14 protein-coding genes, 1 tRNA gene and 1 pseudogene are annotated in these 15,844 nt (G+C 61.0%); 12 read left to right on the top strand and 4 right to left on the bottom strand.

Translation table 11 applies throughout. The annotated features are described in order from the left end of the window. Positions 1-32 precede the first annotated feature (32 nt). The 6 genes and pseudogenes from VKR55_RS17160 (at position 33) to VKR55_RS17135 (ending at position 6,095) form a co-directional block, all read left to right on the top strand. A complete protein-coding gene (locus tag VKR55_RS17160) occupies positions 33-1,745 on the top strand; it encodes a thiamine pyrophosphate-binding protein (protein ID WP_324405120.1) in 1,713 nt (570 codons plus the stop codon). Between the two features lie 41 nt (positions 1,746-1,786). After that, entirely contained in the window at positions 1,787-2,545 is a 759-nt protein-coding gene (locus VKR55_RS17155; RefSeq protein ID WP_324405119.1) for an SDR family NAD(P)-dependent oxidoreductase, read from the top strand. Next, a complete protein-coding gene (locus VKR55_RS17150; RefSeq protein ID WP_324405117.1) occupies positions 2,517-4,052 on the top strand; it encodes an alpha/beta hydrolase in 1,536 nt (511 codons plus the stop codon). Before VKR55_RS17155 ends, VKR55_RS17150 begins: the two co-directional genes overlap by 29 nt. After that, positions 4,045-4,425, top strand: a complete 381-nt coding sequence (locus VKR55_RS17145; RefSeq protein WP_324405116.1) for a hypothetical protein — start codon at positions 4,045-4,047, stop codon at positions 4,423-4,425. Before VKR55_RS17150 ends, VKR55_RS17145 begins: the two co-directional genes overlap by 8 nt. Beyond that, positions 4,422-5,505: pseudogene (locus tag VKR55_RS17140) on the top strand (alpha/beta fold hydrolase). The gene VKR55_RS17145 and the pseudogene VKR55_RS17140 overlap by 4 nt, the downstream one beginning before the upstream one ends. Further along, a complete protein-coding gene (locus tag VKR55_RS17135) occupies positions 5,502-6,095 on the top strand; it encodes a GNAT family N-acetyltransferase (protein WP_324405115.1) in 594 nt (197 codons plus the stop codon). Before VKR55_RS17140 ends, VKR55_RS17135 begins: the two are co-directional and overlap by 4 nt. 508 nt (positions 6,096-6,603) lie before the next feature. Here the strand turns inward: VKR55_RS17135 and VKR55_RS17130 are convergent. Further along, entirely contained in the window at positions 6,604-6,804 is a 201-nt protein-coding gene (locus VKR55_RS17130) for a hypothetical protein (protein WP_324405114.1), read from the bottom strand. A gap of 1,524 nt (positions 6,805-8,328) precedes the next feature. On the opposite strand from VKR55_RS17130, the gene VKR55_RS17125 reads away from it, so the two are divergent. Then, positions 8,329-9,390, top strand: a complete 1,062-nt coding sequence (locus VKR55_RS17125; RefSeq protein WP_324405113.1) for a tyrosine-type recombinase/integrase — start codon at positions 8,329-8,331, stop codon at positions 9,388-9,390. A gap of 88 nt (positions 9,391-9,478) precedes the next feature. After that, entirely contained in the window at positions 9,479-10,801 is a 1,323-nt protein-coding gene (locus VKR55_RS17120; RefSeq protein ID WP_324405112.1) for an IS701 family transposase, read from the top strand. Positions 10,802-10,837: 36 nt separating this feature from the next. On the opposite strand, the gene VKR55_RS17115 is transcribed toward VKR55_RS17120, so the two are convergent. Further along, on the bottom strand, positions 10,838-11,083 hold the full coding sequence (locus VKR55_RS17115; protein WP_324405111.1) for a hypothetical protein: 246 nt from the start codon (positions 11,081-11,083) through the stop codon (positions 10,838-10,840). A 180-nt stretch (positions 11,084-11,263) separates the two neighbouring features. Further along, positions 11,264-11,340: transfer RNA gene (locus VKR55_RS17110), tRNA-Pro, on the bottom strand. Positions 11,341-11,410: 70 nt separating this feature from the next. Here VKR55_RS17110 and VKR55_RS17105 point away from each other — a divergent pair. The 4 genes from VKR55_RS17105 to VKR55_RS17090 are packed head-to-tail and all read left to right on the top strand — an operon-like array spanning position 11,411 to position 14,900. Continuing rightward, entirely contained in the window at positions 11,411-12,400 is a 990-nt protein-coding gene (locus VKR55_RS17105; RefSeq protein WP_324405110.1) for an L-threonylcarbamoyladenylate synthase, read from the top strand. Between the two features lie 13 nt (positions 12,401-12,413). Then, positions 12,414-13,847, top strand: coding sequence for an FAD-binding oxidoreductase (locus VKR55_RS17100; protein ID WP_324405109.1), 1,434 nt, complete (start codon positions 12,414-12,416; stop codon positions 13,845-13,847). Next, the gene (locus VKR55_RS17095; RefSeq protein ID WP_324405108.1) at positions 13,844-14,299 is read left to right on the top strand and encodes a GNAT family acetyltransferase; all 456 of its coding nucleotides are present in this window, start codon (positions 13,844-13,846) and stop codon (positions 14,297-14,299) included. The genes VKR55_RS17100 and VKR55_RS17095 overlap by 4 nt, the downstream gene beginning before the upstream one ends. Positions 14,300-14,318: 19 nt before the next feature. Further along, a complete protein-coding gene (locus VKR55_RS17090) occupies positions 14,319-14,900 on the top strand; it encodes an NUDIX hydrolase (protein ID WP_324405106.1) in 582 nt (193 codons plus the stop codon). A gap of 173 nt (positions 14,901-15,073) precedes the next feature. Here the strand turns inward: VKR55_RS17090 and VKR55_RS17085 are convergent, their stop codons facing one another. Then, entirely contained in the window at positions 15,074-15,841 is a 768-nt protein-coding gene (locus VKR55_RS17085) for an SOS response-associated peptidase (protein WP_324405105.1), read from the bottom strand. Positions 15,842-15,844: the final 3 nt, after the last annotated feature.

The following is a 15,844-nucleotide window of genomic DNA, read 5'->3' as shown; positions in this document are numbered from 1 at the left end:
AGTTCGAGAATTCACCAAGATGGAGTTGTCAGATGAAAGTCTCGCCGGATAGTACCGCCGACCTGATTTCCCGCCTTTTGAAGCGACGCGGCGTTACCCGCGTGTTTGCGCTGTGCGGCGGCCACATTATGCCGATCTGGATGAGGCTGGACGCCGAAGGCATTCAAATCGTCGACGTTCGCGATGAGCGCGCCGCGGTTCATATGGCGCAAGCGCATGCGGAACTCACGGGCGAGCTTGGGGTCGCGCTGGTCACGGCTGGTCCCGGCATGACCAACGCGATCACGGGTATCGCCAACGCGCATGTCTCGCGCGCACCCGTCCTGGTGCTGTCGGGCGGCAATCCGCGCCCGCAGGAAAATCGCGGTGGCCTGCAGGACATGGATCATACGCAGTTGGTCCGATCGATCACGCGTTATGCGCGGACGGTCCGCGAGCCGTCTCTGGTGCTGCAGGAGCTTGACGAGGCCATTGCGCGCGCCTTGGGCGATGGCGGCGAGCCCGGGCCGGCCTTCATCGATTTCCCGACCGACACGCTGCGCGGCCTGGTACCGAAGGCCTTGCAGCTCGAAGAGCATCTCTGCGCCAAGCCGCGCGCCGTGACGCGACCCGATCCGGCGCAGATCGAGAAGGCTGTCGACCTGCTGTGGTCGGCTCGACGCGTGCTCGTGATCTCTGGCCGCGGTGCCCGTGGCGCTGGCCCGGAATTGATCTCGTTGCTCGATCGATTGGGGGCTGTCTACCTCGATACCGGAGAAAGCCGCGGCCTTGTGCCGGACAGTCATCCGTCGGTCGTAGGTGCCATGCGCGGCGCCGTGATGGGCGATGCCGACGTGGTTCTCACTATCGGTCGCAGGCTCGACTTTCAGCTCGCCTATGGCTCGCCGGCTGTATTCCAATCCGCCAAATTCGTGCGCATCAGCGACACGCCGGCCGAGGTGCGGGATAATCGCCGCGGTGCCGTGGAAATCCTGGCCTCTTCCGCAGAGACGTTGCGTGCGATGGTCGAGCACGCCGGCAACCGGGTCTCTGCGGTGGACCGACAATGGGCGGCGAAGCTGCGCGCCGGCCACGAAGAGCGGGCTAGGAAGCTGCAGCAAAGCATGTCGGCAGCGCCGAACGGCTCTGACGGCAGGCTGCATCCGAACAAGGTGCTTTCGGCCCTTCAACAAGCAATCGGCAACGATTCCGTGATCATCACGGATGGCGGCGATTTTCTGTCCTTTGCGCGTGTTGGGCTCAATGCCCCGATGATGCTCGATCCCGGCCCGTTCGGCTGTATCGGCATCGGCGTACCCTATGGAATCGCAGCAAGCCTCGCCTTCCCGGACAAGCCCGTGGTGGTCGCGACTGGTGATGGCGCATTTGGTTTCAACGCCATCGAAGTCGATACTGCTGTGCGCCACAAAGCGCCGGTCCTGATCGTGGTCGCCAACAACGGCGCCTGGCAAATCGAGGTTCATGACCAGACCGTCACCCATGGCAAGGTTATCGGCACGAGGCTGCAATTCGCCGACTACGCTGCAATGGCCCGCTCGTTCGGGATGCATGCCGAGCGCGTCGAGACCGAGGAGCAACTCATGCCCGCGATCGAAAGGGCGCTCGCAAACCGCCCTGCCCTGCTCGACATGGTGGTGACCCCCGAAGCGATTTCCTCGGACGGCAAGACCGGTCTTGCCTGGGTGCCGGACCTGCAGCCATTGGCTGCCTGGGATGAGGCTGAGCGCAAATGGAGAGCTGCTTGATGCAACCTGGCTCGCCTGGAACCGAATTTTAGGAGGTGCCCGTGTTCGAAATTAACGATCAGCATATCCTGGTGACCGGAGGCTCCAGCGGCTTCGGCCGCCATTTTGCACGCTTTCTCGCGAGCAATGGCGCCAAGGTCACGCTTGCGGCCCGCCGTGCCGAGGCCCTGGCATCGGCAATCGCTGAAATCAACGCGGCCGGCGACACGACGCAAAGCGTGGTGCTTGATGTTAAACTCGCCGACAGCATCGACCGCGCGATGGAACAGGCGGAATCGACATTCGGCCCGATCCATGCCGTCGTCAACAATGCGGGTGTCACCACAACGAAACCAGCGCTCGATCAGGACGAGCGCGCCTGGGACAGTGTCGTGGACACCAACCTAAAGGGCGTTTGGCTGGTCGCGCAGGCGGTGGCGAAACGGATGATCGCAAACAAGGTGAGAGGCTCGATTGTGAACATCGCATCGATCCTTGGGCTGCGTGTCGCTGGCGCGGTCGCCCCTTATGCAATCTCAAAGGCCGGCGTCATCCAAATGACCAAGGCGCTCGCGCTGGAATGGGCGCGCTACGACATCCGAGTCAATGCGCTGGCACCAGGTTACTTTGCTACTGAACTGAATGACGATTTCTTCGAAAGCGAGCCCGGCCAGGCCCTCATCAAGCGCGTGCCACAACGACGCCTCGGCCAGCTCAGTGAACTCGACGGTCCGCTGTTGCTCCTGGTTTCGAACGCCGGATCGTTCATGACCGGAAGCGTCGTGGTGGTCGATGGCGGACATTTGGTTTCGGGGCTTTGAGGACAGAAGTCAGATGGTCCCGCGTTTTGCCAAAGTGAACGGCGTGCGCATTGCCTATCGCGTTCAGGGTGACGGGCCGCCCCTTGTTCTGTTGATGGGCTATCGGCTCAATTCGGCTGCGTGGCCGCCGACTTTCATCAAGCAACTGGCGCGTCGGTTCACGGTGATCACGCTGGACAACCGAGGCACCGGACTAAGCGACAAGCCCGTAAAGGGGTATGCGATCGCGAACATGGCACGGGATGTTTGCGGCCTGCTCGACGAACTCAAGATAGCGCATGTCCATATGCTCGGCTATTCGATGGGTGGTGCGATCGCGCAGGAGTTCGTGCGACAATTCCCGGATCGCGTGTTGAGCCTGATCCTGTGTGCAACGACGGCCGGCGGTTCACGGGCGAAGTATGCCACGTCCTCTGTGGTGGCCGTGATGCGTGACCTGGACGGCCTCTCGCCGGAACAGGCTGCGCGCCGTATCTGGAAGGTTACTTACCCGCCCGGCTATCTCGAACAGCATCCGGATCTTGCCGAGGCGCAGATGCGACGCGAAGTCGCCCTGCCGACGCCGCTGCACGCGGCCGACCTCCAGTTTCAGGCATTCGCCGAATTCGACGGCTCGAAAGCACTCGCCAACATTCGTTGTCCTACGTTGGTCTTGACGGGCGATCTCGACGAACTGATTCCGCCCCAAAATGCTTTGATGATGGCGAAGGTTATTCCGGCTGCGGAGCTGGTTGTCATTCCTGGCTGCGGGCATCGTGTTTTATGGGAGGCTACCCCGAGGTGCATCGATCTAATCACCGAATTCCTCGATTCGGCTCGCGGCGCGTCGGTCGCCATGCCGCACGCTGAAGGCAATCATGAGCACGCGCCGGCAGCATCGGATGCTCTGACGTCCGCGATCAATTTACTGGCAACATGGCCATTCTCGCTGGCGAGAGCCAGTTTCGAATCCATGGCTCTCGCGCAACAGTTGATGATGGTCGGAAGCGCCTCCCGTTTTGGAGACGGGAAGCCCATCATTCTCGTACCACGGTTTCTCGGTAGCGATCTTGCATTGTTTCCACTTTCGATATGGCTCAAAGCACTTGGCTATCGGCCTGTAACGACAGGTCTCTCGCTGAACCTACAACAGTCGTCCAGCGAGGGTTCCCTTTCTCAAGTGATCAAAAGCACTGCACAGCGCATCGGACGGAAAGCAGTTCTGATTACACACGCTTTCAGCATGAGGCGAGCGCTTCGTACTGCAGACTTGCACAAGCAATGGATATCCGACGTTGTTATCATCGGAGCAGCCTACCGATTTGAAACGGAGGGCGTTCGCACCCACGTTGTGTCTGCATGGTCTGCGTTACATGCCTTGACGGAGTTGCTGCGGGTGTTGCGAAGCATCGATCTGCAATTGATCCAAACGTCCGATTTGCAAAGTCTTGAGAGTAGGTTTTTCGCGGGGTCTGGCCAAACGATAGACGTCGAAAACCTTGCTGGTTCGGAGGACGGCGATGGCTGAAACTGATCCGCTCGCGCTGTGGCAAGAGATGATTGGAGAAGTGGAAAAGGGCTTTAACGCCTTTGCCAATCAGGCAATGACCTCGCCGGAATTTTCCAAGCTCATCCATCGGGCTGGCGGATTTGCGGCCAGCTCACAGAAGCAGCTCGGCGATTTAATTGAGAAATACCTGCTGGTGATGAATCTGCCCAGCCGCGCGCAGGTGGTCGGCATCGCCGAGCGGCTGTTGAGCATCGAAGCCCAGCTCAACAACATGAAGGAGCTGCTGCAGCAAATACAAAAGAGCTCGGGCGCTCCGCAAACATCCCCATCTGGTCCAGCTCGGCCGCCGCGTACGAGGCGCCCGCCGGCGTCCCCCGAAGAGCAAACATGAGTGCGTCATCCTCCCTCGACGTCGAATCGGTGCAGAAACGGATCCAATGCGAGGTCCAGCGGGCAATCCAGCGGAGCATCAAGGGCGTCGAATATTTTGCCTCGTCTGGTCCCGTCCTCGGCTCGACGCCCAAGGACATTCTATCCGTCAGGGGTACCATGCGTCTCTATCGTTACCGGCCGCTCGCGGAGGAAGTCTACCGCGTGCCGGTCCTGATTGTGATGGCAACGACAAATCGAGGCTACATCCTCGACTTGATACCCGGTCAGAGCTTTATCGAATTTCTTTTGAAACGCGGCTACGACGTCTACATGCTGGACTGGACCGCTCCAACACCAGAAGAAAAATCGCTGCGATTGGAGGACTACGTCCTCGATTTCATCCCGCATTGTGTTCGGCAGGTGCAGGAGGAATCTGGTGAGAACGCACTATCGATGATCGGTTATTGCTTCGGCGGGGTGCTGGCACTGCTGTACGGCTCGATCTTTGCCGATGGACCAATGAAAAACCTGATTTGCTTCACGACGCCAGTCGATTTTCGCGAACTGAAACTGTTCGCCAATTTTGCGGACCGTCGCTACTTCGACGTGGACCGTTTGATAGACAATGTCGGAAACATGCCCCCCCGAGTTGATCTTCTCCTCCTTTGAGATGCTGCGTCCGGCTTCTCGTGTGGTGGGCCAGGTGCAGCTCTGGGACAAAATTTGGAACGACGAGTACGTCAAGTCCTATCGGATGTTCGATCGCTGGGCCAACGACATTCTGCCCCTCGCCGGCGAATATTTCCGTGCCATCACCAAGGATCTCATGTGGGATAACAACCTCCTCAACGGCACAATGTCGGTCGGCGGACAGCCTGCACATCTGTCAAACATCAAGGTACCGATCCTGCACGCAGTCGCTGCGCACGATCATATCGTGCCGTATGAAGCGTCGAAACATCTAATCGGAATGGTGGGGTCGAGTGACAAGGAAGAAGTGGTGCTCAAGGGCGGTCATGTCAGTCTGATTGCCGGCAACAATGCGACTAAGCGCCTGTGGCCAAAACTGGACTCCTGGCTTTGCGGACGATCGACATGAGCGAACAACGTTCCTTTCCTCGCCACGTCAAAACAGATGCGGGCGAAATCGAGATCCGTCTCATGACGCGTGCGGACGAGGCCGTCGTGCTGGACTTCGCGCGAAAGCTGCCGACCCATGATCTGCTGTTCTTGCCTCGCAATATCAGCGAACCCAAAGTGTTGTTGGCGTGGATCGGCGAGATCGAACGCGGCGCTTTCACGAGCCTTTTGGCCATCAACAACGGCCAGGTGGTCGGCTGCGGCACCCTTGTGCGCGACCCGCACTCCTGGTCGCCGCACGTCGGAGAAATTCGTATGGTCGTTTCGCTTGATGTTCGTGGGCAGGGCGTTGGGCGCGCACTATCGCAAGAGACATTTGCGCTCGCCGTGGGCGCGGGTCTGGAAAAACTCTCGGTTCAGATGACTGTGGACCAGCAGGCGGCGATCGCTTTGTTCGAGAGCCTTGGCTTTAAGGCCGAGGCGCTGCTGCGCGACCATGTTTGTGACGTCGACGGCAGGAAGCACGATATTGTTGTGCTCGGGCACAACGTCGCGCAGTTTGGGGCGCAGCTCGAGGCTTACGGCCTGACGGGGGCTGTTCAGCAGTAGAGCAAGCAAGCCGGTACAGGGTCCGGACTCGTCAAATCCACCAGACCCCCGGGTCATCAACCTCCGGGGCAGCGCACCAGTTTCGCACCAGAAACGGCGTGAACGAAACGCGATGAACGCGATAGGATCCGAACGAAAACGCAAGAAAATTAACGAACGCGTCCTTTCTCCCGTCGCTCATAACGGCCTGGTTGCCGGTTCGCGTCCTGCCGCACATATCGGGAGATTGCCCGCGCTAGATTTTTGACTAGCTAGTCTCCTTCACCAGGCGGCTCTGAAAGCGCCATTACTTCGCACGCTGAATGCCGCGATTGCTCGCCACTGGTGGGCCTCTTTTCTGCTCAATTTCCAGGAGGTTCTTTTAGCTATCCGCCAATTGCGGCTTCTCAGCTGAAGTCATAACGAGCGCTCAACAACTTCGTTGCGACGACAGCGACGAGAACGCAGATGAATTGCAACAATGTTCTGGTCGAGAAAACTCTATTGAAGAGCGTCATGATGCCGCCTTCTAGCGCTGGTGACCGAGCGGGATTCCAAGCTTGAGCGCCTTTTGGCGGAGTGAGCCTTCTGAGCGCTTTGTGAGCTTCGCAATTTTTGCAACCGGAGTCTTCGCTTTCGAATGAGCGCGCAGCTCCTTCACGTCAGCCTTTGTGTATTCGCGACGCACGGGTTTCTTCTTCGTAGCCGCCTTCTTTACCTTCTTCGCCACTTTTGGGTCCTCGATTCGGGAGTGGGCGTACTAGCACAGCCGCGTTGAGGCGCAACTCTCCATCAGTTGGCTCTATATGCTGGTCCGATCTGTGTGCCTCTCTCAGCAGATGCGGTCGATTTACCAATGCCGCCGAATTCTGACAGGAACACGATGATGTCGCGGTGGGAGGACGAGTTCGACCGACTGAGGGAGCGCTGTCGCGTCACAAAAATGAGCGCCTGAGGAAAAGCGCGTTTAAAGTTGGGTTGCTCCCTGAAGTCGGACGTCCATTGGTTGGGCAGGTTAGTGTCAAGGAGCGCCAAAAGTGAGCGCACCACTATTAGTCGCCGACGTCCGATCGTCGTGGCGATACGCTCAGCTCCTATCAACTCGTAGAGCTTGGTGCGTCCCAAGCCGGTCACTTCGCATGCATTGTCGTCGTGCAGGTGAACCGCTGGGCGAATGGCATCGTGCTCGGTTCTGCGGCTTTCGGACCGGATAGACTGACTTGTGACTGTTGTTCCTAATTTTCTCTCGTCGATTGTATCTCACGTAGCTCTCCTGTTCGCACAAAGCTCGACAGGACGAGAATTGATCCTGCGACAAGCAACGTCAATGCGAACTCCCGAGAGCGCTCGCGTACAACACCGCACGTCAGCGGTGATTTGAATGTTTCCGGACACCAAGGGACTAGGAAATTTTTCGGGAATGCGGCAGCCACAGTGGGGCATCGCGCCGAGGCTAGTCTGCTAATGTCGGCAGCAAATTCCCCACGCGTTCGCCGCGGTTCGCCAGCGTCTTATTCAACCGTGATTCAACGAACGCGGGCTGATGGCGACCTAAGTGCCTGAGTTTGCTGGCGCTCCCAAGGGAAATCGAGCCCCTGTTTCAGCTTTGAGAGGACGACGGCAACCGGAGCGAGCCATGGTAGCCGGTATCAAGATTGGGGTTCGACTGTCCGAAGCCTACTCCATGCTAGCCGATCGTCGTACCCAGCCGAGGTTCCCCTTCCGAAAAGGAAGTCTGGTCGTGATGCTGCAAAGAGGGCCAACTCAACCCGAGAAGTCCCTGCCTCGCCAACGTCAATTGGTAAAGTATGCGTAGTCGTCACGCCGACAAACTCAGCCGCGCGAAAGCTCGTCCGGATCCGGCCCAGTGGGGCGAGGATGAGGTGATGACGCTCATCGAGGCTGTTACAGTTTTTTTCCCCGACGGTCCGCTGACGTTGTCGTCGCTGAGGACGGCTATAGCTGCCGGGACTCTTGAAATCGCCAAAGTTGCAGGCAAAAATCTGACAACGCCTCGCGCAATCCGCAAACTGGTAACGCCATCATGCCTGGCCGCAAAGCCAAGCCGCCACGACTCTGGTTCCGAGAAGACGAAGGATGCTGGGTCATCCTCGATCGGGCGGGCGGAAAGCGACGGCAGATCCGCACAGGCTGCGGCCGCGACGATGTTGACCGCGCAGCGAAGGCGCTCGAAAAGTACATCGGATCACTGCACACAACCACTATCGGGGCAACCGACCCTCGTTCCCTCGCAGTGGCCGACGTCCTCACTTTCTATGAGGGATTGAAGCGGCCGAAATCCGACGATCCTGGCGCGCTGGCGCAACATGACCTGCTGCTCATCCGGCTGCTGGACCTCAATGTGTTTTTCGGCAGCTCGATGGTGGCCGACATCAAGGCGCAGCTCTGTCGCGACTTTGTTGACTGGTCCACCGGCACGCCGAACGAAAACAACAAGAGAAAAGGCATCGCGGCTCGCGCAAGCGCCGTGTCCGACCAAACGGCGCGCCGTCGGCTCGAAGATTTGCGTGCCGCCCTCAACGCCTACCATGCCGAATACGTCCTGTCGGTCGTGCCGAAGATTACGCTGCCGACGAAAAGCGAGGGGCGGCACCGCTGGCTGACTCGTAACGAGGCCGCACGACTGCTTGGCGCGGCACTCGGCTATGTTTGGGACGGGGCCCCTGAACGACGAACCTGGAAGCGGCGCGAGGACGGCACGCTGTTGCGGCGCGAACGCTGGATCATCAGACGGCGACAACCGGCGGCGCGCTTCATCCTGATCGGCCTCTACAGCGCCAGGCGCGAGGAAACTATCCGCCGGACGCAGTGGGTGGCGACGACCACGCATCCATGGATGAACCTGGAAGGAATGGTTTATCTCGGCCGCGGCGCCGCGGAGGCGCGCACCAAAAAGCGGCGGCCGCCGGCGAAGATCGCCACGCGGCTGCGGCCGCACCTCCTGCGTTGGCGGGGACTGGACGTGAAGCGCTCGGCTGAGCTGCGCAGGACTGGCCTGATGGAGGACGGCGAGCAAATTCGCTTTATCGTCCACCGCACGCATGACGGCCAGCCGCTGGCCGGCAAGATACGCTCGGCGTGGGAAGGCATCCTGGAGGATGCAGGGCTTGACGAGGATGTCGTCCGCCACACCCTGCGTCACACGGCGGCGACCTGGCTGATGCAGCAGGGTACCGACCTGTGGGAGGCCGCGGGCTGGCTCGGCATGACGGTCGAACAACTTGAGGAAAACTACGGCCACCACCACCCCGACTTCCAGAACGAAGCCGCGCAGGCATTTGGCGGCCGGCGCTAACACTACTTTGGCAGATTTTTAGCAACGCGGGGATTCCCAAATCAGTTTTTCTGTGACTCATGGGTTGTCGGCTGTTGGAGGGCCGACCATGGGGAAGGCGACATCGGATTGGGGAAACGAACTCGAGCATTGGCTGAAGCCGTTCCTGGATCGGTTGGGTCACAAGACCCGGCAGCGGATGTGTCCGCTTTATGTTGCGGGGTTGATCGGCCCTGGTGAGCGGAAAAGCGTTCAGCCGATGGCGGAACGCTTTGCAGTGACCAACTACGATCAGCTGCACCATTTCATTGCCGATGGCGTCTGGGACGCGACTGCGCTGGAGACAGAACTGTTCATTCAGGCCGACCGGCTTGTCGGCGGCAAGGATGCGGTGCTGGTCATCGATGACACCGCGATGCCGAAGAAGGGCGAACGCTCGGTTGGTGTCGCTGCGCAATATGCCTCGGCTCTTGGCAAAACAGCAAATTGCCAAACCTTGGTATCACTGACGCTTGCGCGCCGTGAGGTGCCGGTGATGATCGCATTGCGTCTCTTCCTACCAGAGAGTTGGACAAGCGATGCCGCACGTTTGAAGCGAGCAGGCGTGCCGGTCGAATACCGAACGCCACGATCCAAGCCTGAGATCGCTTTGGCCGAGATTGATCGCGCGATAGCAGCCGGCGTGCGCTTCGGTTGTGTGTTGGCGGATGCAGGATACGGCCTCAGCGCGCCGTTTCGACAAGGGCTCACGGCACGCGGGCTGGCCTGGGCCGTTGGTATCCCTCGCCACCAGAAGGTGTACCCGGTCGACGTCAAGCTGATCTGGCCGGTTGCTGCGCGAGGTCGCCCCCGTAAGCGGTTCATTCCAGACATCCTGTCGAAGCCAGCCGAAGACATGCTCGCCGGTTCAAAGTGGCAAACTGTGAGCTGGCGAGACGGGACCAAAGGCCGATTGAAAGCTCGTTTTGCCGCAATTCGGGTTCGGATCGCCGATGGACCACCGCAGCGGATCAAGGACAAAGGCCAGCAGCATCTTCCCGGCGAGGAGGCTTGGCTGATCGGCGAACACAGGACGTCGGGGGAAAAGAAATACTATCTCGCGAACCTGCCCGCTGCCGCAGATCTGCGCACATTAGCTGCCACCATCAAGTCACGATGGATTTGCGAGCAGGCTCATCAGCAGGCGAAAGAAGAACTCGGGCTTGATCACTTTGAGGGGCGATCCTGGCAAGGTCTTCATCGTCACGCGCTGATGACCATGATTGCCTACGCCTTCTTGCAACAGCGTCGCCTCGCACAAGCGGGGCGGAAAAAAAAGAATCAACGGACCTCCGCCTCAGCCGAGCTTGCCGGCCGTGCGCCACGCCATCGTCAATCTCATTCTTCGTCCGCAAACTCAGCGATGCCCTTACTGCACGAGACAAATCCGTGACAACCCGCACCGAAAATAAAATCTGCCAAAGTAGTGCTAATCTGGCGGTGCCTTCGCCGAGTAGCGCCAACCTAAAAGAGTTGATCCCTTGTGCTGAGAGATGGTGAGTTCGAGGATGTCCTCGTCGACGCCCTTACACCCCTCGCACCAAAACTTGATCGACAGGCCATCCCGCCTGCTGCTCGGATTGCCGCTCCCCTCCGAGGGAACCGCGTCGATTTTTGCCGAGCCGCCCTCTACCACCGAGCGAATGACCAACTCGGCATCTTCGCCCCCGATCATAGGAGGTTACCCCCTGATGATGAAGGGATTCGCCGCCACAACGCGGACACAGCAAAATCGTCTCGCCGCGATCGGCCGTCGGAATGCGTTTTTCGACGATCAAGGCCACGCGGACTACCCTATTTCGTTGCGCATTTCGTTGCGCGCGAAAAACATCGAAAGTATAAGCACTTGAAATAATGGTCGGAGTGGTAGGATTTGAACCTACGACCCCTGCGTCCCGAACGCAGTGCTCTACCGGGCTGAGCCACACTCCGACTGAGACCGCGGCTTATAGCCTTGGGTTTCGCGCACCGCAAGAAGCCGATTGAAGGAGTTTTTGAGCCCGTGACCGTGGCCCTCAACACCCTGATTTTGCCCGCCGGCGAGGACGCCGTGGCGGAGGCCGCGCGCGCGCTCCGCGCGGGCGGCCTGGTCGCGTTCCCGACTGAGACGGTCTATGGCCTCGGGGCCGATGCGACCAACGCCAGGGCCGTTGCGCGGATTTATCAGGCTAAGGGCCGGCCCGCCTTCAACCCGCTGATCTCCCACGTCGCTGAGCTACGGGCCGCCCAACGGATCGGACGCTTCGACGACACTGCGCTCACGCTCGCTCACGCGCTCTGGCCGGGCCCGCTGACACTGGTGCTGCCGAAATCGCGCGACTGCGCCGTGGCGGAGCTCGCGACCGCGGGGCTGGACACCATCGCGATCCGGATTCCGTCGCATCCGCTCGCACGTGCGATCCTCGCCGCCTTCGGCAAACCCGTGGTGGCGCCGTCGGCGAATATGTCCGGCCATGTCTCGCCGACGACCGCCGCGCATGTGAGAGCCGACCTCGACGGCCGCATCGATCTCATCGTCGACGGTGGGCCGGTCGACGTCGGCGTCGAATCCACCATCGTCGGCTGCTTCGAGACGCCGATGCTGCTCCGCCCCGGCGGCCTGCCGCGCGAGGCGATCGAGCGCGTGCTCGGCCGCGCGCTGATCGAGCCGCTGGTGGATGCCGAGAGCGACAGCGCGCAGCCGCTGGCGCCTGGCATGCTCACTTCACACTATGCGCCACGCACGCGCGTGCGGCTCAATGCAACAAGCATCGCGCCGGGCGAGGCGCTGCTCGCATTCGGAGCGCCAGTTGCGGATACAGAGAGCGCCAGTTTCGTCATGAATCTGTCGGCGCAGGGTGATCTGAGTGAGGCCGCCGCCAATCTTTTCGGCTATCTTCGCGCCCTCGATGCGAAAGAAGCGACAGCGATCGCGGTGATGCCGATCCCGAACCACGGGCTCGGCGAAGCCATCAACGACCGGCTGCGCCGCGCAGCCGTTGGGCGGGAATGACCGGGAATAAGAGATGAACATCGTGCAATCCAAGACATCGCAGTCCTCGCTCTCCCCCGAGTTGATCGCGAAATTCCGCAACATCGTCGGCGACAAATATGCGATGACCGATCCCGCCGATATCGCCCCCTACACCACCGAGGAGCGCGATCTGTTCCACGGCCATTCGCCGCTGGTGCTGCGCCCGGGCTCGACCGCGGAAGTCGCCGCCATCTGCAAGCTCGCGAGCGAGCACAGGATCGCGCTGGTGCCGCAAGGCGGCAACACCGGCCTCGTCGGCGGCCAGACGCCGCACAATGGCGAGGTCGTAATCTCGATGCGGCGCATGGACAAGATCCGCGACGTCGACACCGCCTCCAACACCATGACCTGCGAGGCCGGCGTGATCCTGCAGGTCGCGCAACAGCGCGCCGCCGAGGTCGATCGCCTGTTTCCGCTGTCGCTCGGGGCGGAAGGAAGCTGCACCATCGGCGGCAATCTCTCGACCAATGCCGGCGGCACCACGGCGCTGGCCTATGGCGTCGCGCGCGAGATGGCGCTCGGCCTCGAGGTCGTGCTCGCCGACGGGCGCGTGCTGAACGGGCTTTCGAAGCTGAAAAAGGACAACACAGGCTACGATTTGCGCAACCTCTTCATCGGTGCGGAAGGCACGCTCGGCATCATCACCGCGGCGACGTTGAAACTGTTTCCGAAGCCCCGCGCGATCGAGACCGCCTATGTCGGGCTGAAATCGCCGGCGGACGCGTTGAAGCTGCTGTCGCTGTCGCAGAACGAGGCCGCCGGCACGCTGACGAGCTTCGAACTGCTCTCGGAGATCTCGGTCGATTTCTCGATCCGCCACGGCATCGACGTGCGTGATCCGCTGGAGAGTAAGCACCGCTGGTATGTGCTGATGGAGCTTTCTTCCCCGCGTGACGACGCCCGCGCCACGCTGGAAGCGATTTTGGCCAAGGGCCTGGAGGATGGCATTGTCGATGACGCCGTCATTGCCGCGAATCTGAGCCAGCGCCAGGCCTTCTGGAAGCTGCGCGACGAGATGTCGGCCGCGCAAAAGCCGGAGGGCGGCTCGATCAAGCACGACATCTCCGTTCCCGTCGCGGCCGTGCCCGACTTCATCGCGGAAGCCGACGCGGCCGTCATCAAGCAGATCCCGGGCTCGCGGCCGGTGTCGTTCGGCCATCTCGGCGACGGCAACATTCATTACAATGTCAGCCAACCGATCGGCGGCAATACCGCCGACTTCATGAACCGCTGGCACGAGGTCAACAAGGTCGTGTTCGACATCGTGCTCCGGCTCGGCGGCTCGATCTCGGCCGAGCACGGCATCGGCGTGCTCAAGCGCGACGAGCTGCCCGACGTGAAGGACAAGACCGCCATCGCGCTGATGCGCGCCTTCAAGGCGATGCTCGATCCCCTCGGCATCATGAATCCGGGCAAGGTGTTGTGAGTACGCCAGCAAGCGGTCAGAAGCTGACCATTTCGTCCATGGAAGATCCTGACATTCCCGAGGTCATCCGCCTCTGGAAGCGCGCCGGTCTGGTCCGCGAGTGGAACGATCCATCCGGCGACATCGCACTGGCGCGGCAGGAGCGCAACGCGACCATCCTGCTCGGCCGTCACGACGGCGCGCTGGTAGCCTCCGTGCTGGTCGGCCATGACGGCCACCGCGGCTGGGTCTACTACGTCAGCGTCGATCCCGATCACCGCTTCAAGAACTATGGCCGCGATATCATGGCAGCAGCGGAGGACTGGCTCCGCGCCCGCGGCATCAAGAAGCTCCAGCTCATGGTGCGCGGCGACAACGCCAAGGTCCATGCGTTCTATCAGTCGCTCGGCTATTACGACCAGCAACGGGTGACCTTTGCCAAATGGCTCGACGGCCGCGAGCCGACGCCGTAACTCACCCTGGAAGCAGCGCATGAGCATTTCCGACCGCATCCGCGTCAAGGACGTCCGCGTGCTGTCCAGCAATTACGCGACTGTGAAGAACACGACCTTCGAGTGGCGGCGCGCCGATGGCGAATGGCAGACACAACAGCGCGAGACTTTCGACCGCGGCAATGCCGCAACGGTGCTGCCCTATGATCTCGCGCGCCGCACCGTCGTGCTGGTGAAGCAGTTCCGCTACCCGGCCTATATCAACGGCTACGACGAGCTCATGATCGAGGCGGCTGCCGGCCTGCTCGATGACGCGGAGCCTGAAGTGCGGATCCGCCTCGAAGCCGAAGAGGAAATCGGCTACCGCCTGCACGACGTGAAGGAGATTTTCGAGGCCTTCATGAGCCCTGGCGCGGTGACCGAGAAGCTGCATTTCTTCGTGGCCGAGTACGAGCCCGAGATGAAGATCGGCGACGGCGGCGGGTTGGCTCACGAGGGCGAGGACATCGAGGTGCTGGAGCTTCCTGTTGACGAGGCACTCGCCATGATCACCGACGGCCGCATCTGCGATGCCAAGACCATCATGCTCTTGCAATATGCGGCGCTGCATATTTTCAGATGAGCTTCCGCAAACAATCAAGCGTTGTAGGGTGGGCAAAGCCAACGGGTCCGCGCGAAGCGCGGCCCGATGACAGGCTCCGCGTGCCCACCACCTTCAGCGCAGCGAATGTTGGTGGGCACGGCGCTATCGCGCCTTTGCCCACCCTACGGACTTTCGCGGGGACGACGACGAAGTCAAAACAACGAGCCCTGCCCATCGTCGACCGGTGGCGGCGCCGCCTTGCGCGGCGCTGCCCGCTTCGCGGGCTTCGGCGTCTCCTCCGCTGCGCGCTGCTCGTCGGTGATCGGGAGCAGCAGTTGCGCGTCGTCATTGTCGGCGTGGTTGACCCGCGTCGACACCTCGTGCCAGGTGAACTCGCCTTCACGCGGGCCCTTCAACAGCGCCATCACGGGCGCGGCGTCATCGTCGCTGCAATCGAGCCAGCGCGCGAAATCATCGGGCGTGAGCGTCACCGGCACGCGGGTGTGCAGCGTTGCGAGGTCTTCGCTTGCGGGGGCCGTAACGATCGCAACCGTCTCGAGCTCCTCGCCATTCGGGCCCATCCAGTTCTCCGCGAGTGCGGCCAGGCCGAACAGGCTGCCGTCGCGGCGATGGATGAAGAAGGGCCGCTTGCGGCCGCCCAAAACCTGCCATTCGTAATAGCCGTCGGCCGGGATCAGGCAGCGCCGGCGCCGCATCGCGTTCTTGAACGCAGGCTTCTCGTTGATGCCTTCCGAGCGCGCATTGATCATCAGCGTAATTTTACGGGGGTCCTTGACCCAGGATGGCACAAGCCCCCAGCGCATCAGCCGAAAATGCCGCGCGCCGTTTTCGACGATCACGACAGGTACAGGTTGCGTCGGCGCGATATTATGCCTCGGCGGGAAATTTGGCTGCTCGACATAGCCAAAAACCTGCCGAATCGCCGCCGGAGGCGAGGTAATGACAAAGCGTCCGCACATTCT

The sequence above is a fragment of the Bradyrhizobium sp. genome (genome assembly GCF_035309285.1).
In the GTDB taxonomy this organism is placed as follows: Bacteria; Pseudomonadota; Alphaproteobacteria; order Rhizobiales; family Xanthobacteraceae; genus Bradyrhizobium.
This window is presented reverse-complemented; position numbering and strand designations above follow the sequence as displayed.

What these genes read in the sequence shown, in the direction of transcription:
- VKR55_RS17160 (WP_324405120.1), top strand. Translation starts at nt 33, where the DNA reads ATGAAAGTCTCGCCGGATAGTACCGCCGACCTGATTTCCCGCCTTTTG.
- VKR55_RS17150 (WP_324405117.1), top strand. Translation starts at nt 2,517, where the DNA reads ATGGCGGACATTTGGTTTCGGGGCTTTGAGGACAGAAGTCAGATGGTC.
- VKR55_RS17145 (WP_324405116.1), top strand. Translation starts at nt 4,045, where the DNA reads ATGGCTGAAACTGATCCGCTCGCGCTGTGGCAAGAGATGATTGGAGAA.
- VKR55_RS17135 (WP_324405115.1), top strand. Translation starts at nt 5,502, where the DNA reads ATGAGCGAACAACGTTCCTTTCCTCGCCACGTCAAAACAGATGCGGGC.
- VKR55_RS17120 (WP_324405112.1), top strand. Translation starts at nt 9,479, where the DNA reads ATGGGGAAGGCGACATCGGATTGGGGAAACGAACTCGAGCATTGGCTG.
- VKR55_RS17115 (WP_324405111.1), bottom strand. Translation starts at nt 11,083, where the DNA reads ATGATCGGGGGCGAAGATGCCGAGTTGGTCATTCGCTCGGTGGTAGAG.
- VKR55_RS17100 (WP_324405109.1), top strand. Translation starts at nt 12,414, where the DNA reads ATGAACATCGTGCAATCCAAGACATCGCAGTCCTCGCTCTCCCCCGAG.
- VKR55_RS17090 (WP_324405106.1), top strand. Translation starts at nt 14,319, where the DNA reads ATGAGCATTTCCGACCGCATCCGCGTCAAGGACGTCCGCGTGCTGTCC.
- VKR55_RS17085 (WP_324405105.1), bottom strand. Translation starts at nt 15,841, where the DNA reads ATGTGCGGACGCTTTGTCATTACCTCGCCTCCGGCGGCGATTCGGCAG.